The 15994-nt window shown below is 53.1% G+C and carries 18 protein-coding genes; 8 read left to right on the top strand and 10 right to left on the bottom strand.

Annotated elements, in window-relative coordinates:
- Window positions 1-16: 16 nt before the first annotated feature.
- Genes ttcA through NSP04_RS10515 form a run of 3 tightly spaced genes read right to left on the bottom strand, consistent with a single transcriptional unit; the run spans window position 17 to window position 2075 of the window.
- The gene (gene ttcA / locus NSP04_RS10505; RefSeq protein WP_257512305.1) at window positions 17-889 is read right to left on the bottom strand and encodes a tRNA 2-thiocytidine(32) synthetase TtcA; all 873 of its coding nucleotides are present in this window, start codon (window positions 887-889) and stop codon (window positions 17-19) included.
- 2 nt (window positions 890-891) lie between these two features.
- Window positions 892-1296: a dihydroneopterin aldolase gene (locus tag NSP04_RS10510; RefSeq protein WP_257512306.1), complete on the bottom strand. Its 405-nt coding sequence runs from the start codon at window positions 1294-1296 to the stop codon at window positions 892-894.
- Window positions 1293-2075, bottom strand: a complete 783-nt coding sequence (locus tag NSP04_RS10515) for an SDR family oxidoreductase (protein ID WP_257512307.1) — start codon at window positions 2073-2075, stop codon at window positions 1293-1295. The genes NSP04_RS10510 and NSP04_RS10515 overlap by 4 nt, the downstream gene beginning before the upstream one ends.
- 108 nt (window positions 2076-2183) lie before the next feature.
- On the opposite strand from NSP04_RS10515, the gene NSP04_RS10520 reads away from it, so the two are divergent.
- The gene (locus tag NSP04_RS10520) at window positions 2184-3281 is read left to right on the top strand and encodes a class I SAM-dependent methyltransferase (protein WP_257512308.1); all 1098 of its coding nucleotides are present in this window, start codon (window positions 2184-2186) and stop codon (window positions 3279-3281) included.
- Here the strand turns inward: NSP04_RS10520 and NSP04_RS10525 are convergent.
- Genes NSP04_RS10525 through NSP04_RS10535 form a run of 3 tightly spaced genes read right to left on the bottom strand, consistent with a single transcriptional unit; the run spans window position 3278 to window position 5558 of the window.
- Complete coding sequence (locus NSP04_RS10525; protein WP_257512309.1) at window positions 3278-3997, bottom strand: hypothetical protein; 720 nt, start codon at window positions 3995-3997, stop codon at window positions 3278-3280. The genes NSP04_RS10520 and NSP04_RS10525 overlap by 4 nt on opposite strands.
- Window positions 3994-4809: a type III pantothenate kinase gene (locus NSP04_RS10530; RefSeq protein WP_257512310.1), complete on the bottom strand. Its 816-nt coding sequence runs from the start codon at window positions 4807-4809 to the stop codon at window positions 3994-3996. Before NSP04_RS10530 ends, NSP04_RS10525 begins: the two co-directional genes overlap by 4 nt.
- A complete protein-coding gene (locus NSP04_RS10535) occupies window positions 4806-5558 on the bottom strand; it encodes a biotin--[acetyl-CoA-carboxylase] ligase (protein WP_257512311.1) in 753 nt (250 codons plus the stop codon). The genes NSP04_RS10530 and NSP04_RS10535 overlap by 4 nt, the downstream gene beginning before the upstream one ends.
- Window positions 5559-5647: 89 nt before the next feature.
- On the opposite strand from NSP04_RS10535, the gene NSP04_RS10540 reads away from it, so the two are divergent.
- From NSP04_RS10540 to NSP04_RS10560, 5 genes are read left to right on the top strand one after another with little or no spacing between them, the layout of a single operon-like run.
- On the top strand, window positions 5648-6793 hold the full coding sequence (locus NSP04_RS10540) for a VanZ family protein (RefSeq protein ID WP_257512312.1): 1146 nt from the start codon (window positions 5648-5650) through the stop codon (window positions 6791-6793).
- Window positions 6794-6833: 40 nt separating this feature from the next.
- Entirely contained in the window at window positions 6834-7145 is a 312-nt protein-coding gene (locus NSP04_RS10545; protein ID WP_257512313.1) for a (2Fe-2S) ferredoxin domain-containing protein, read from the top strand.
- Window positions 7142-7780: an alpha/beta hydrolase gene (locus NSP04_RS10550; RefSeq protein WP_257512314.1), complete on the top strand. Its 639-nt coding sequence runs from the start codon at window positions 7142-7144 to the stop codon at window positions 7778-7780. Before NSP04_RS10545 ends, NSP04_RS10550 begins: the two co-directional genes overlap by 4 nt.
- 48 nt (window positions 7781-7828) lie before the next feature.
- Entirely contained in the window at window positions 7829-9019 is a 1191-nt protein-coding gene (locus tag NSP04_RS10555; RefSeq protein ID WP_257512315.1) for a D-alanyl-D-alanine carboxypeptidase family protein, read from the top strand.
- Between the two features lie 3 nt (window positions 9020-9022).
- A complete protein-coding gene (locus tag NSP04_RS10560) occupies window positions 9023-9307 on the top strand; it encodes an HP0495 family protein (protein ID WP_257512316.1) in 285 nt (94 codons plus the stop codon).
- Here NSP04_RS10560 and pyrE read toward each other — a convergent pair.
- Window positions 9304-10011 carry an orotate phosphoribosyltransferase gene (gene pyrE, locus NSP04_RS10565; RefSeq protein ID WP_257512317.1) on the bottom strand — a complete coding sequence of 236 codons (708 nt, stop codon included), beginning with the start codon at window positions 10009-10011 and terminating at the stop codon, window positions 9304-9306. The genes NSP04_RS10560 and pyrE overlap by 4 nt on opposite strands.
- Window positions 10012-10034: 23 nt before the next feature.
- Here pyrE and NSP04_RS10570 point away from each other — a divergent pair, with 23 nt between their 5' ends.
- On the top strand, window positions 10035-10817 hold the full coding sequence (locus NSP04_RS10570; protein ID WP_257512318.1) for an exodeoxyribonuclease III: 783 nt from the start codon (window positions 10035-10037) through the stop codon (window positions 10815-10817).
- Between the two features lie 503 nt (window positions 10818-11320).
- On the opposite strand, the gene gatB is transcribed toward NSP04_RS10570, so the two are convergent.
- The 3 genes from gatB to gatC form a co-directional block, all read right to left on the bottom strand.
- Window positions 11321-12760 carry an Asp-tRNA(Asn)/Glu-tRNA(Gln) amidotransferase subunit GatB gene (gene gatB / locus NSP04_RS10575; RefSeq protein WP_257512319.1) on the bottom strand — a complete coding sequence of 480 codons (1440 nt, stop codon included), beginning with the start codon at window positions 12758-12760 and terminating at the stop codon, window positions 11321-11323.
- A gap of 13 nt (window positions 12761-12773) precedes the next feature.
- Complete coding sequence (gatA, locus tag NSP04_RS10580; RefSeq protein WP_257512320.1) at window positions 12774-14270, bottom strand: Asp-tRNA(Asn)/Glu-tRNA(Gln) amidotransferase subunit GatA; 1497 nt, start codon at window positions 14268-14270, stop codon at window positions 12774-12776.
- Between the two features lie 88 nt (window positions 14271-14358).
- A complete protein-coding gene (gatC, locus tag NSP04_RS10585) occupies window positions 14359-14658 on the bottom strand; it encodes an Asp-tRNA(Asn)/Glu-tRNA(Gln) amidotransferase subunit GatC (RefSeq protein WP_257512321.1) in 300 nt (99 codons plus the stop codon).
- Between the two features lie 233 nt (window positions 14659-14891).
- Here gatC and NSP04_RS10590 point away from each other — a divergent pair, with 233 nt between their 5' ends.
- Window positions 14892-15935, top strand: a complete 1044-nt coding sequence (locus NSP04_RS10590) for a rod shape-determining protein (protein WP_008248080.1) — start codon at window positions 14892-14894, stop codon at window positions 15933-15935.
- The last annotated feature ends 59 nt before the right edge of the window (window positions 15936-15994 follow it).

Genomic DNA, 15994 nt, shown 5'->3' on the forward strand with positions numbered 1-15994 from the left:
CGCCTTCGGATCTTGCTTAACACTCGTCATCCGCATCAAACGCCGTGTCGCCCGCGCCGTCCTCGAGCACTGCGCCGGGGCGAATGGTTTCAAACGGAAACAGCTTGCGGTCCATCAGGTGCGAAGGCACCACGGTGGACAAGGATGTGAACAGATTGGCGATCCAGCGCGGGTTGTGTTTTTCCCACTGCTTGAGCAAGGCGGCCATTTCCTTGCGCTTCAAGTTTTCCTGGCTGCCGCAAAGGTTGCACGGAATAATCGGAAAGCTTTTTTCTTCAGCATAGCGGGCCAAATCACTTTCACGGCAATAAGCCAGGGGGCGAATAATGGTGTGCTCGCCATTGTCGCTGACGAGCTTGGGTGGCATGCCTTTCATGCGGCCACCGTAAAACAAATTCAACAACAAAGTTTGCAATATGTCGTCTTTGTGATGGCCCAAGGCCACTTTGGTGGCACCCAACTCAGTCGCAACACGGTACAAAATTCCACGGCGCAAACGTGAACACAAGGAGCAGGTGGTTTTGCCTTCAGGAATGACACGCTTCACGATTGAATATGTGTCTTGTTCTTCAATGTGAAAAGGCACATTGATGCTGCGCAAATAATTGGGCAACACCTCTTCCGGGAAACCGGGCTGCTTTTGATCCAGGTTCACCGCAATGATGTCGAAGTGAATGGGCGCGCGCTGGCGAAGCAGCAACAAAACATCGAGCAAGCCATAGCTGTCTTTGCCACCGGAGACACACACCATGACTTTGTCGCCGTCTTCAATCATGTTGAAGTCAGCGATGGCTTGACCCACCTGTTTGGTCAAGCGCTTTTCAAGTTTGTTGAATTCAAACGCTTCTTTTTGCTCGGCCTTGTTGGGGAAAATGGTGATGGTTTGCATGGTTAAATACTCAGCGAAGATTTGAAGCGGAATACCTCCACACCGGCTGATTCACAGTCGGGGTACACCTCGGATTTTTCAGCGCGCACGCGGGCTGCCAGTACTTTGGGGTGATCAAGCACGAGGGCCAGGGTTTTGTCGACCAGCGTTTCAAGCAAGCCAATGTGGCCCGACTGGATAAGGCCGTGAATACCGGGTCGAACGAAGTCATAATCGACCACGTCAACCAACAAATCGCGCTCGGAAGGCGTGGAAGCGCACTTCACCCAGAAATCGATATTGATGCGCACAGCCTGCGTGCGCCCCAACTCCTGGGGAAAAACGCCGATGGCTGCCGACACGTCGAAATCGCGTATGAATACGCGGCGGCAATCGGCCAAGCGAGGGTCAAAAAACCAGTCTGTCATGGTGTCATCATGCTGAAATCGCGCGCCATGGGCACCAAATGCTGCCCACCATCCACAAGAATGGTGGTGCCAGTGATTGCGCGGCTTTGCACCAAAAACAGCACCGTGTTGGCAATGTCTTGGGGCTCGGAAGATTTATTCAAGGGCGAAATTCGGTGGGTGTTCTCGAATTGCGCGTCGGTTTGTAAATGCGATATCAAAGTTAGGCCGGGGGCCACGCCCACCACGCGCACTTTGGGCGCCAGTTCCATGGCCAGCATGGTGGTGGCAGTTTCAAGCCCGGCTTTGGTCAGCGTGTAGCTTAAAAAATCGGGGTTCAGGTTTTTCAGTTTTTGATCAAGCAAATTCACTACAACTGCCTGTTCGTAGTCTGGCACGTGGTGAAACAAGCGCTTGGCCAATTGAATGGGTGCAGCCAAATTGGATGCCATGTGCCGGTGGAACAGTGCAGGTTGAAAATTTTCACCTGAATCAAATTCAAACAAGGAAGCATTGTTGACCACGCAGCGGATGGGGCCAGCTTTCTCGGCTTCATCAAACAGAGCGTCCACTTCGTCAGGCTTCTCAAGATCGGCCTGAACCACCACGCACTGAACGCCAAAAGCCTGGATTTCCACTGCGGTGTCTCGGGCCTCGTTCAGGGAGCTTCGGCAATGCAACACAATCGACCAGCCAGCGCGCGCCAATTCAAGCGCAATGGCTTTGCCCAATCGCTTCGCGCCGCCTGTTACCAAGGCGAACTGCGGTGAGGATGATGTCGATAGTTTTAATTGCGTCATCGGTTAGAATCTAAAACGTATCAAAGCGAACATGAATATTGCTGCAATGTTGCCCCAAGGCTTTGATTTTTAAAAGAACAACCCTCTATTCTAAACCAGACCTGCCCCATGCTGTCGAATTTTAATCAAGCCACTCGCTTTGATGCATTCATGCACTTTGCCCTGTACCACCCGCAACACGGGTATTACAGCCGGGGCGACCGCATTTTTGGCCGCGATGGCGACTTCATAACCGCGCCCGAACTAAGCCCCCTGTTTGGTCAAACCATTGGCAAGGCAATTCGTGGTGTACTGCCACGCTGCAACGGCGTGGTGTATGAGTTTGGCGCGGGCACAGGGCAACTGGCCTGTGATGTATTGAGCAGTGCGGGCGACTTGGTTACGCAATACAACATTGTTGATTTGTCAGGGGGCCTGAAAACAGTTCAACTTGCAAGGCTGACCGCGCAGCATGGCCCGGAAGTACTCAAGAAAATTCAATGGCTGAGCAAGCTGCCAGAACGTATCCAAGGCGTGGTGCTTGGCAACGAAATTCTGGATGCAACCCCGGTGCGGCGATTCAAATGGCACAGCAACGGGCCACTGGAAGCCTGGGTCCAATATATTGACGATCGATTGCAGTTTGTATGGAAACCAGCCGACCCACTGTTTGCCACGGAAATTCAAAAAATGAACGCCTTGTATGGCCCATGGCCTGAGGGGTTCGAATCAGAAATTGCAGAACAGAGCACTGCTTGGGTGCGCACAATTACCGAACGGTTAAACGGCGTGGCCTTGTTGATTGACTATGGTTTTCACGCCGCCATGTACTACCACCCCACCCGCAGCCAGGGCACCTTGCGTGCCACCAGCCGCCACACGGCGCACGATGATTTTTTGGTGAAGGTGGGGGAACAGGATTTGACTGCGCATGTGAACTTCAGCGCAGTGTATGAGGCGCTAAGCAGCTGCGCAGGCGAACTGGAAGGCTATTGCCACCAAGGGGAATTTTTGCTGGGACATGGCATTCTGGATTTGGCAGCGCAACAAGCAGAATTTACACACCCTACACTTGGGGTACTGCTGCGCCAAAACCTCAATACGCTATTGAACGAAGCGGACATGGGTGAGGCATTCAAGGTAATTTGCTGGAGCAAAAGCGTGAATGCCGACGACACAGCGTTAAACAGTGTGTTCCTGAAGCACGATCGAAGCGGAGATCTTTAGGACTCGCAAGGCTTTAATTCACCCTTGCGATTCAAATTGAAAATAGCGCGCATTGAATCCAGTTGCGCGGGCGTACCCCGCAGTTCAAAAAACACACGCACTGGACCGAGGCGTTCACGAATTTGTACACCCTCGACACCGCGGCGGGCCAACTCGTCTTTCTGAATGTTTGCCCGATCCTCATCACGAAACAGCCCCAGTGAAATCGTGCCCTGCAGAGGGCCAGGGGTTGTGATGTAAAACATGTCGGTGATGCCCTTGCCCGACAACTGCTCAATACCCACGCCACTGTTCACCATGTCTTGCGGCAGGTACACCACGTAGCCCACCGGAACCTGCCGCTCAAGCCGGTCTGTTTCACCGCCCCAATTGGCCAGCGAATCTTGCACACGTGCTGATTCACTTTGCAACAACGGCCCCCAAACCAAGCATTCCTGATTGTTTTTGGGATCGTCGAACACCTGCTTGCTGGCTGTTTCAATTGCGGAATCCAGCTGCGCCTGCCCTTGCTTCAAATTAATTTTCGGGGCCACTGGGGCAGGTGTTCGCACCACCTCGACGGCTTCCTGCCAAGGCCGCTCCACTGATACCCATTCTGCGCGCAAGCCCGGGCTTTCAATGGTTTTAATATTCCCCCCACTGCCACCAAACCCCCAAGCCAACAAACCCAGATTGCCTGCAATCAGAAGGCCCAACAAAGCACGCCATCTGTTCATCGCGAACCACGCCTGCTTAACTGGTAATCAAAAACCAGGCCTTTGAATACGGCATGTTCCAGCACAAAGGCTTGCGGCAAACTAGTTTGCATCGTTGAAGCAAAGCCACCACAAAACCACACTGCGGGCAGCTCGCCATGGCGGGTTTGCAACTCTTGGGCCAACGACTCAACCAACGCGACCTGCATTCTGCCTACCCCCTCACCAATGGCTTGTTGCGTGTTGGTGGGCCACACACCACCTGCAACGGGAATCTGTAATTCAACCTGTGGCAACTCTGCTGTATTGGCATTCAAACTGCGCAACATGGTTTGTACACCGGGCACGATGAAACCGCCTTGGTGCTGCCAGTTGGCAGTTTTCACAACAACGTCCAGCGTGGTAGCGGTGCCAAAACTGACGAGTAAATTGACCCTGAAACGACTGATCTGCGTCAGCGCAAGGCACGCCGCCCAGCGGTCTTTCCCCAAAGCGGCAGGGTTGTCGTAGGTCGATTGCAACTGCGTGTTCGTGTTCACCGCCAACACATGCAAAGGCACCTGGTAGGCATCACACAACTGGCGCACTGCCTGCTCGAAATCGGGACCCAACACATTGCTCAAGACCACGGCTTCAAATGAAAAATCTTGCTTCTTCAAGACCTGCCCGAGTTGGTCTTGGATCAAGTTCAATGAATTGCAAAATGGCTTGAAGCCTGAAGTGGGATGACTAAAAAATTCATTCTTCGACCCAAAAGGCTGGGCTGGCTCGGTATGAACGCACCATTTCACAAGCGTATTCCCTGCATCAATGCACAACAAGGCGCCGCTCACGCGTTCACCCGCAAAGACAGATCGCCCGCATTCAACGCCCTCAATCCACCGGTGGTGTTCACCAAATATGCGCCGTGTTCGTTAATTCCCATGGCCTTGCCCATGTAGCAAACTTCGCCTTGATCCAGCACCTGCACCTCGCGACCCAACCATGCATCACGTTGTGTAAACAGGTTAAACACTGCGGCTACACCCTGTTGTTGGGCCTGATTGATCAAATTCAAAACCGAAGGAATGATGCTCTGCGCCAAAGTGAGCGCAGACGGGGTTGCGCCTTCTGGCAAGCTGGCTGCCAGACTTGTAGCGCCTTGCCCAGAAAGCGCATCGGGCACATTCATAGGCAATAGATTAAGCCCTACACCCATCACTGTGACAGGTCCGCCATCGGTTTGAAACGATTCACACAACACGCCACCGAGTTTTTGATCGTCAATCAGCAAATCATTGGGCCATTTCAAGCGAACGGGCAAATTCAGCATTTCCAGCACCTGCGCCACGGCCACCCCCACACACAGGGGCAGGAAGGGAAGTTGGTACCCCGCCAATGGCATCCCTAACGACAAACACAGGCTTGCGCCCGGCGCGGACTGCCAGCTACGCCCAGAACGCCCGCGGCCAGCCGTTTGCGCATGCGCCAGCACAGCAACACATCCGGACACGCGGCTCTGTTGGTAAGCGCGTGTCAGGTAATCATTTGTAGAGTCGACCGAATCGAGTTCGATCCAGTGCACATCGGCTTGGGTTAACATCGAATGAGGGGTACATCTGGGTAAATGACAGATTTGCGCTCATATTACCCCCCCAACGTGCCATAAAACCAAGGAATTGTTCAAACTCCATGCCGCCAATCCATTCCAGCCTGCTGAAAAGAACTCCGTACACCGGGATTCTGATGTTTGCGAGCTTGTATGCATGCGTGGTGATCCACCTAAGCCTTTTTCCCTACAGCGGTTGGCGACACATCGGCATTGGCCCGCTGGAGTTTCTGTTTGGACCCTGGATCCCCGTGCACCAAACAGTGCTTTGGGGCGACATCATGATCAACACCTTGGGTTACATCCCCTTGGGTTTTTTGATGTTGCTGGGTCTGAATAAACAACCCCGCACCTTCGACAAGATTTTGGCGGTCTTGTTGTGCATGTTGATTTCATTTGCGCTGGAGTCGGTGCAAACCTTTTTACCCAGCCGCGTACCTTCGAAAATGGATTTGGCAACAAACACCATGGGCGCTGCACTGGGCGTGATGATTGGCATCTATGTCACCGCACAACATCGAATCGCCCCCTCGCTGAATCGCCGCCTGGAGCATTGGCTCATTCAGCGCGCATGGATTGGGATGGGGTTGCTTAGCCTGTGGTTCATCAGCATATTTCCGCCCCAAAACCCAACGTTCAGCACCGGTTTGTGGCTGGGAAACTTGTTTGAAATTCCCGACCCTTTGCAACAAGGCACGCCCTTCGGAATTCCACTGGAGGTTTTACTGCACATTGAAACCATGGCGCCTACATTCATTAATTACTGTTTTTTAATGTGCGCCTGGATGATTGGCCTTGCACAAACCCACGCCGGGTCTCCGCGCGCACGCCTTTTGATTGTTTTGATAATTCTGACCTTGTTAATTCGCCTGCTCGATTACCTGGTTCTGGCACCCATGCCAGCATGGAGCTATTTGGTCCAGCGCTGGTTTGAAGCCAACAGCCTGGGGCTGGCAATTGCTTTTGTGGCGTCCCTGGCAATTTCAATGATGCCAGTGTTGCCGCACCACATGGCGCGAATCGGCTTGATTCACCTTCTTGCCGGCTGGCTGATCACCCTGCTGCTGCCTGGCGTGCACGATCCGGAACTGGGTGACCCAGGTACCGGGGTTTTGGCGATTTTCAGAACTTTGCAAGAGGCTGGCCGTTGGGTCAGTGAATTGTGGCCCATTCTGGCAGTGACTGTTTTAACGTTTTTGAGCCTGCCCGAACGGCGTTTTCGGCGATAATAGAAAGCAACCCTGAGCACCCACGCGGATTCCACCAGCCATGAGCTACTTCCAGAAGCATGTTTTCTTTTGCACGAACCAGCGGCCCAACAACGAAAGTTGTTGCGCGGATTGCCATGCATCGGCAGCCCACGCGCATGCCAAAGAACGCATCAAGAAACTGGGCTTGAATGGTCAGGGTAAAATTCGGATGAATAAGGCAGGTTGTCTTGACCGATGTGATGAAGGCCCAGTGCTGGTGGTGTACCCCGAAGGAATTTGGTACACCTACGTGGACATCACCGATGTGGACGAAATCATCGATTCCCACTTGGTGGGCGGTCAAATTGTTGAACGCCTTCGACTGCCATGAATCCAAAAACACGACATGAGTTGTGGGAAGGCAAGGCTGGTCCCATTGAAGTGTCCATTGACGAACCAGCTGAAGATGTTAAAGGGCTGGCAGTAATTGCGCACCCGCACCCTTTGTTTGGCGGCACCAAAGACAACAAAGTGGTGCAAACGCTGGCGCGCGCTTTTCTTCAACTGGGTTATGTCACAGTGCGCTTCAACTTCCGAGGCGTGGGTCAAAGTGCCGGAGCGCACGACAATGGCGACGGTGAAACAAGCGACATGGTTCAACTAACTCATGAAGCCAAGGTTAAGCTGCTGCCCGCAACACTACAAAATCAGCCAGTTGCCATGGCAGGTTTTTCGTTTGGTGCTTTTGTGACCACCCACGCTGCGGAGCAGCTGCGTAAAGCAGACGTAGCAATTGGCAAAATGGTGCTGGTGGGCACAGCAACAAGCCGCTTTACCGTTGCACCCGTACCCGAGGACACCCTGGTGATTCACGGCGAGGTCGACGACACCGTGCCACTGACCGATGTACTGCGCTGGGCGGGGCAAACCAATGTTCCCGTGGTGGTAATGCCCGGGGTGGAACACTTTTTTCATGGAAAACTGCCTCAACTTAAAGAGCTGGTTGTGCGTTACTACCCTAGCTGAACGCCAACAAACATGTTTTTCCATTTTTAAAATACAGGAGCTTTTTACTTGTTTAATTCAGGAATTTCCCGATTCAAGCGCCACTTGGGCCAATTGTCCTTGATCGTGGGCCTTGGCTTTGGCGCAAGCCAGGCGATTGCCCAGTCCAGCGTTATGCCGCCCCCGCCTGAAATTGGCGCGAAAGGTTACATGTTGCTCGACCTGACCACCGGGCAAACTTTGGCTGAATTTAACAGCCGGGAACGCCTTGACCCTGCTTCACTGACCAAATTGATGACTGCCTACATGGCATTTGCAGCGCTGGAAAGCAAACAAATCCGCATGGACCAGCAAGTGCCAGTTTCGCCATTCGCATGGAAAGCCGAGGGTTCGCGCATGTTCATTGAGCCCAACAAGCCAGTGACCGTAGAAGAACTGCTGTATGGCGTGATTGTGCAATCGGGCAATGATGCAAGCCGCGCCATTGCTGAATTACTGGCTGGCGATGAAAACAATTTTGCGACGCTGATGAATCAGCAGGCCAAACGCTTGGGTCTGACAGACACCAACTTCAGAAACGCAACTGGTCTACCCGATCCTCAGCATTACACGACCGCACGCGATTTGGGAATTTTGGCCAAACGGATTATTCTGGATTTTCCGGAATACTACAAAACAATGTACTCCACCAAGGAATACACCTACAACGGGATTCGCCAGCCCAACCGCAACCGCCTGCTTTGGATTGACTCCTCGGTCGACGGCATGAAAACCGGCCACACCAATGCAGCAGGCTACTGCCTGGTGAGTTCAGCCAATCGCACACTGCCCAATGGCGTAGACCGTCGCTTGCTTTCCGTAGTACTGGGTACCACGTCTGATCAGGCACGCACCCAGGAAAGCTTGAAACTGATGAACTATGGCTACCAAATGTTTGAAACCGTGAAACTGTATTCAGCCAAGCAAGCCATCAGCACCAGCGAAGTATTCAAGGGCCAGGAAAAAGAGGTAAAACTGGGGGTGAACAAAGACCTGTTAATCAACGTTCCCCGCGGCATGGCCAAACAACTTAAAGCCACTGTCGAGAAGAAAAGCACTTTGATTGCGCCTATTCCTGCGGGTACAGAACTGGGCTCATTGAAGCTGACCTTGAACGGAGAAACAATCGGCACGGTGCCTTTGCTAGCGCTGACAACCATTGAGGAAGCAGGCCTGTTCGGGCGTGTGGTGGATTCGGCAAAACTTTGGTTTGAAGAGTAAGCAATGAGCGAGACAACACCCGGCCAAGGCAAGCAAAGCCTGATCGAATTTCCATGCGATTTTCCGATCAAGGTGATGGGCAAAAATGTACCGGAGTTTTCTCAGGTCATTTGCGATTTGCTGCTTTCCTTAAACCCAAGCTTTGATGTTTCGGGCGTAGAAATGCGTCCGAGCAGCAAAGGCAACTACTTGAGCCTGACCTGCAATGTGCCAGTGAACAGCCAAGAGGAGCTGGACGCCATTTACCGCGCACTTTCGGGGCATGAACTCGTGTCGGTCGTGCTTTAAAGCACACCGTAGCGGGCGCGGTATTCCTTTACCTTTTCATACCAGCCAGCCAAGCGAACATTGGCTGCTTGCCGTGTTAATAGATAGCGCAACAAGTCTTGCAGGTTGGCAATTGCTATTACGGGAATGCCATAAAGCTGTTCTACTTCCTGAACAGCCGAGTGTTCTGTGTCTTGCCCGTCGCGCACACCCTTTTCCATGCGGTCCAATGCGATTAACACCGCCGCCGGTTCGGCACCGTTTGCACGGATAATTTCCACCGATTCGCGAACCGATGTGCCTGCTGAAATAACATCATCAACAATCACAACACGACCTTCAAGCGGTGCCCCAACCAGTGAGCCACCCTCGCCATGGTCTTTTACTTCCTTGCGGTTAAATGCATAGGGCACATCGCGGCCGCGCCGGGCCATTTCCATGGTTGCACCCGCCACCAATGGAATACCCTTGTACGCCGGGCCAAACAACATGTCGAACTCAATTCCACGCTCAGCGGTTTGCTCCAACAAAGTTTGTGCGTAAAATTCACTAAGCTTTTGAAGTGATGAACCCGAGTTGAACAAACCCGCATTGAAAAAATAAGGCGACATTCTGCCTGCCTTGGTTTTGAATTCACCGAAGCGCAACACCTGCTTTTCGACAGCGAACTGCAAAAACTGATCGGAAAGCACCTGCAAATTTTGATTTGAATCGACCACGATCAATCCCTAAAAACAGACTTCAAACAATGACCCGCATTATCTCAGCAAATCTGAATGGAATTCGTTCTGCACACACAAAAGGATTTTTCGACTGGATGAACCAAAGCCAGGCCGATGTGGTGTGTGTTCAGGAAATTAAAGCCCACCTTGCCGACCTGGGGCCCCAACACCTGCAACCTGGTGAATACACTGGCTACTTTCAGGCAGCGGAGAAAAAGGGCTACAGCGGGGTGGGACTTTACAGCAAAATAAAACCACTTAACGTGACTTATGGCCTAAATAATGCTGAATTCGACGCAGAAGGACGCATGGTGACTGCGGAATTCGAGAACCTGATTGTGTCGTCCATTTACTTTCCATCGGGCAGCAGCTCAGAAGAACGCCAGGAAGCCAAATTCCGGTTTTTAGATCATTTTGCTGAAGTTTTCGATGAATTTGAGAGCAAGAAGAAGCCTGTTGTGTTGTGTGGCGACTGGAATATTGCCCACAAGGAAATTGACCTGAAGAACTGGAAAGGCAACTTGAAGAACAGCGGTTTTTTGCCTGAAGAACGCGCGTGGATTGGAAACGCCATGGAAAAACGCGGTTGGGTTGATGCTTACCGCGTGCTTTACCCCGAAGAAACGGAAGGCTGCTACACCTGGTGGAGCAACCGAGGCCAGGCCTATGCCAAGAACGTGGGGTGGCGGATTGACTACCAGATGGTCAGCCCTGCTTTGCGGGATTCGATTCGCGAAGTGAGTGTGTACAAGGCGCAAAAGTTTTCGGACCATGCGCCGCTGATTGCAGATTACGACCATCCGCTATGACCGGTCTGTTTCTGGGCTCCAAAACCGCGAGACCGCTGATTCAACAATCAAATCCGGACCCCGAATCGGCGCGAGTCACAATCTTTCGCCCGAAAACCTGTTGACCCCTTTTTGAAGTTCACACTGACTCACCGAGGTCGGCAAAACTGATGGCCGATCCTCGGTGTCGACCTTTGGTCGAACGTGGCGTGTGAATTCAAACGGGCAGGTTTTCTTGAAGGCGAAGCGATTGGAACAACGCTGCCGATTGGGCGTCAAACCCAGCGCTTAATTGCGTGGCTGTAGAGCGTCGCTGGCGCAGATTCATGCCAACTCGGCAATGGGCTTGCCTGTTCCGAACTTCAAGAAAACCGCCCCATATGAATCCATTCGCAGCGTTCGGCTGAAAGCCGGCACCGAGACTCGGCCATCTTTTTTGCCGAGCTCGGTGAGCAAGAATTGATTCAATAAGGGATCAAGCGGTTTTCAGTGAGGAAGCAGGCAACGCTGACGAGTTGGCAAAATCACGCGCTCAACTTCGCTTTCAAAATCTCGTTCACCTGCGCCGGGTTGGCCTTCCCACGCGCCGCGCGCATGATCTGCCCCACCAGGAAGTTAAACGAGGCTTCCTTGCCAGCTTTGTATTCCTCCACCGGGCCTGGGTGCGCTGCAAGCACATCGTCAATCATTTTCTCGACCGCGCCAGAATCGGAAATTTGCTCCAGCCCCTCGCCTTTGATGCACGCATCAACATCACTGTACTTGCCATCCCACAAAGCGGCAAAAACCACTTTTGCAGTTTTGTTGTTCAAGGTACCATCCACCACGCGCTTCACCAGTGCCGCCATTAGTTCAGGGACAATCGGCGACTCGGCCGGTGATTTATCATCGCGGTTAAGGCTGGCCGAGAACTCACCCAGCAACCAGTTGGCCAGGGGCTTGGCTTTGTCATTGCCAGCCACCTCCAATGCGCTTTCGAAATAATTGGTCATTGCGCGGCTGGCAGTCAAAGTAACAGCGTCGTATTCGCTCAGGCCCAATTCGGCGGTGTAACGCGCCTGCTTCTGGCCCGGCAGTTCAGGCATTTCAGCGCGCACTTGCTCAACCCACTCGGCAGAAATAACAAGCGGTGGCAGATCGGGGTCGGGGAAATAACGGTAGTCTTCCGAGTCTTCCTTGCTGCGCATGGAACGGGTTTCGTTGCGATCCGGGTCGTAAAGCCGTGTTTCCTGCTTGATGACACCACCATCCTCAATGATCTCGATTTGGCGCTGCGCTTCATACAAAATGGCGGCCTGCAAAAACTTGAAGCTGTTCAGGTTCTTGATTTCGCAACGCGTGCCCAGCTTGGTTTCACCTTTGGGGCGCACCGACACGTTGGCATCGCAACGGAAACTGCCTTCCTGCATATTGCCGTCGCAAATGCCCAGCCAAGTAACCAAAGTGTGTAGAGTTTTGGCATAAGCCACCGCTTCCTCGGCCGAGCGCATGTCGGGCTCGGTCACAATTTCAAGCAAGGGCGTGCCCGCGCGGTTCAGGTCGATGCCCGATTGACCCGCGAAGTCTTCATGCAGGCTTTTGCCCGCATCTTCTTCGAGGTGAGCGCGCACCAGTCGCACGGTTTTCATTTGATCGCCCAGCAAGAAGCTGACTGTGCCGCCCTGCACCACCGGAATTTCAAACTGGCTGATTTGGTAGCCTTTGGGCAAGTCGGGGTAGAAATAATTTTTGCGGGCGAATACAGAATGTTCGGCCACCTTGGCCCCCACCGCCAATCCGAACTGAATGGCGCGCTGTACTGCAGCTTTGTTCATCACTGGCAGTACGCCCGGCAATGCCAAATCCACGGCGCAGGCTTGCGCGTTGGGTTCAGCGCCGAAGGCGGTACTTGCGCCAGAGAAAATTTTTGACTCTGTTGTTAACTGGGTGTGGGTTTCAAGACCCACCACAATTTCCCATTGCATGGTGCGATCCTTGTTAAAACGGTGTGCGAAGGTGCCAATCGGTGGCGGTTTGGTAGTAATCTGCCAGCGCCAGCAATTCCCCTTCCTTGAAATAATTGCCAATCAGCTGCATGCCAACCGGGCGATTCTTGTCGCCAAAACCCACCGGCACACTCATGCCGGGCAAACCAGCCAGGCTGGTACTTAGCGTATAAATATCGGCCAGGTACATTTGAACCGGGTCGGCAGATTTTTCGCCCAAATTCCACGCAACCGTAGGGCTAACCGGCCCGGCGATGAAGTCGCACTGTTGAAAAGCGGCTTGAAAGTCTTGTGCAATCAGGCGACGAATTTTCTGGGCCTGCAAATAGTACGCATCGTAATAACCGTGCGAGAGCACATAGGCACCCACCATGATGCGGCGCTGCACTTCCAAACCGAATCCTTCACTGCGCGAATTCTCGTACATGGATTTCAAATCGGTGTAATTGGCAGCGCGGTGACCATAGCGCACGCCATCAAAGCGCGACAGGTTGGAACTGGCCTCGGCGGGTGCAATCACGTAATAAGCTGGAATCGACAATTCCGTGCGGGGCAGGCTGATACTCACCAAGGTTGCGCCCATGGCTTCCAATTGCTTCAGCGCATCATCAATTGGCGCACGCACATCGGCGGCCAAACCCTCACCAAAAAATTCTGAGGGCAAACCAATGCGAACACCAGCGAGTGGATTTGCTGCATCTCCGCCGCGCAAGGGCTTTCCGAAACCAGCGGTGAAATCTTCATTGACGCCTTGGGAAGCAGCCGGACGCTGCACACTGGTGCTGTCTTTCACATCAAAGCCCACCATGGCGTTCAACACCAGTGCGCAATCGCGTGCGCTGTGGGCCATCGGACCGGCTTGGTCCAAGCTGCTGGCGTAGGCAATCATGCCGTAACGGCTGCAACTGCCATAAGTTGGCTTAATGCCCGTAATGCCACACAGCGAAGCGGGCTGGCGAATTGAGCCGCCTGTGTCGGTACCCGTGGTAAAAGGCACCACACCGGCAGCTACGGCAACAGCCGAGCCGCCAGAGGAACCACCGGGTACGGCCAGTGTGTCCCAAGGATTCAAGCAAGGGCCATAGGCACTTTTTTCATTCGAGGAACCCATGGCGAATTCATCACAATTCACCTTGCCAATGTTCACGGTACCTGCTGCATTCAGGCGGGCCACCACTTCGGCATCAAACGGGCTTTGGTAGCCTGCCAGCATTTTCGAGCCCGCAGTGCTGGTCCAGCCTTGGGTGACAAAAATGTCTTTGTGCGCGGTAGGAATGCCCAGCAAGGCACCGGTTTCGCCTGCAGCCAGGCGCGCATCGGCGGCCTTGGCTTGTTCAAGCGTCAGGTCATCGCGAATGTCGACGAATGCGTTCAATTTGGATTGTTGCCCCGCTTCACGCAACGCTTGCTGCGCCAACTCGGTGGCGCTGGCCTTTTTCTCGTCCAGCAAAGTGCGCAGCTGGGAAATGCTTTGAAGTTTGGAAGACATGCTTAAAACCACATTCCAATGTCAGATTTTTAAAATTAGGGGGACCACGCTATTCATGAAGAACTCACGACATAAGGCAGTGAAAAAATTACTCGATCACCTTGGGCACCAGAAACAGCCCCTTCTCGGCCGCGGGCGCATTGGCCATATTGGCGCTGCGGTTGTCGGCCTCCGAAACGGCATCTTCGCGCAAGCGCAAGGCGATGGGTTGAATCAACGAAATTGGGTGCGCCAAGGGTTCAACACCGTCGGTGTTCTCGCTGCTTAAGCGATCGGCCAATTGCATGATGTTGTTCAATTGTTGCTCAAGGGCTTGGGCTTGCTCGGGTGCTACTTTCAAGCGCGACAAAGCCGCAATTTTTGCAATTTGCCCAGAATCCAGGGACATAAATTTTCTCCGCCAACAAGCAGGCCAGAGCATCGCTTCTAAATGATGCAAAAGCCACTTGGTGAAAGTCTGTGTTGATCAAAGTCTGCATATTTTATAGGTTATCATCGGTAGTTACGCCACTTGACAAGTGAAGTTCCATAAATAGTGGCGAGCCGGACAACTTCTAGACAACTTTGAGCTTCGCGGGCTTGGCAGCTCTCCAACTACACAATACAGGTTAGAACATCACCATGTTTGGGTTTCTACGCAGCTACTTATCAAACGATTTGGCCATTGATTTGGGCACGGCCAACACGCTAATTTACGCCCGCACCAAGGGAATCGTTCTTGACGAACCCTCCGTAGTTGCAATTCGCCAGGAAGGCGGCCCCAACGGCAAAAAAACCATCACTGCAGTGGGCCTTGAAGCCAAGCAGATGCTGGGCAAAGTGCCGGGCAACATTGAGGCCATTCGCCCCATGAAAGACGGCGTGATTGCCGACTTCACGGTGACTGAGCAAATGCTCAAGCAGTTCATCAAGATGGTGCATGAAAGCCGACTGTTTTCACCCAGCCCCAGAATAATCATTTGCGTGCCCTGCGGGTCCACACAAGTTGAACGCCGTGCCATTCGCGAAAGCGCATTGGGCGCAGGTGCGTCGCAGGTTTACCTGATTGAAGAACCCATGGCTGCTGCAATTGGTGCTGGTTTGCCGGTTTCAGAAGCCTCAGGCTCAATGGTCGTTGACATTGGCGGCGGCACCACGGAAGTAGGCATTATTTCCCTGGGTGGCATGGTGTACGCAGGCAGCGTGCGCGTGGGCGGCGACAAGTTTGATGAAGCCATCATCAGTTACATTCGCCGCAACTACGGCATGATGATCGGCGAACCCACAGCTGAAGCCATCAAAAAGCAAATTGGCTCGGCTTTTCCCGGTTCAGAAGTGAAAGACATGGAAGTAACCGGCCGCAATTTGTCGGAAGGCATTCCACGACGCTTCACAATTTCATCGAACGAAATTCTGGAAGCCTTAACCGAACCTTTGAATGCAATTGTTTCCGCCGTGAAGTCTGCACTGGAACAAACACCGCCAGAACTTGGCGCTGACATTGCTGAGCGCGGCATGATGTTGACCGGCGGTGGCGCTTTGCTGCGCGACCTGGACCGTTTGTTGATGGAAGAAACCGGCTTGCCAGTACACGTGGCCGAAGACCCCTTGACTTGCGTGGTTCGTGGTTGTGGCCTTGCGCTTGAACGCATGGACAAATTGGGCACTATTTTCACCAGCGAATAAGTAGAGTACAAACGGTTCGAACTCTGGCTTCTGACACGGCTTGGCATTGAACCGGCGAA

Origin of the sequence: Limnobacter parvus (assembly GCF_024623725.1) — a bacterium.
Taxonomy (GTDB): Bacteria; Pseudomonadota; Gammaproteobacteria; order Burkholderiales; family Burkholderiaceae_B; genus Limnobacter; species Limnobacter parvus.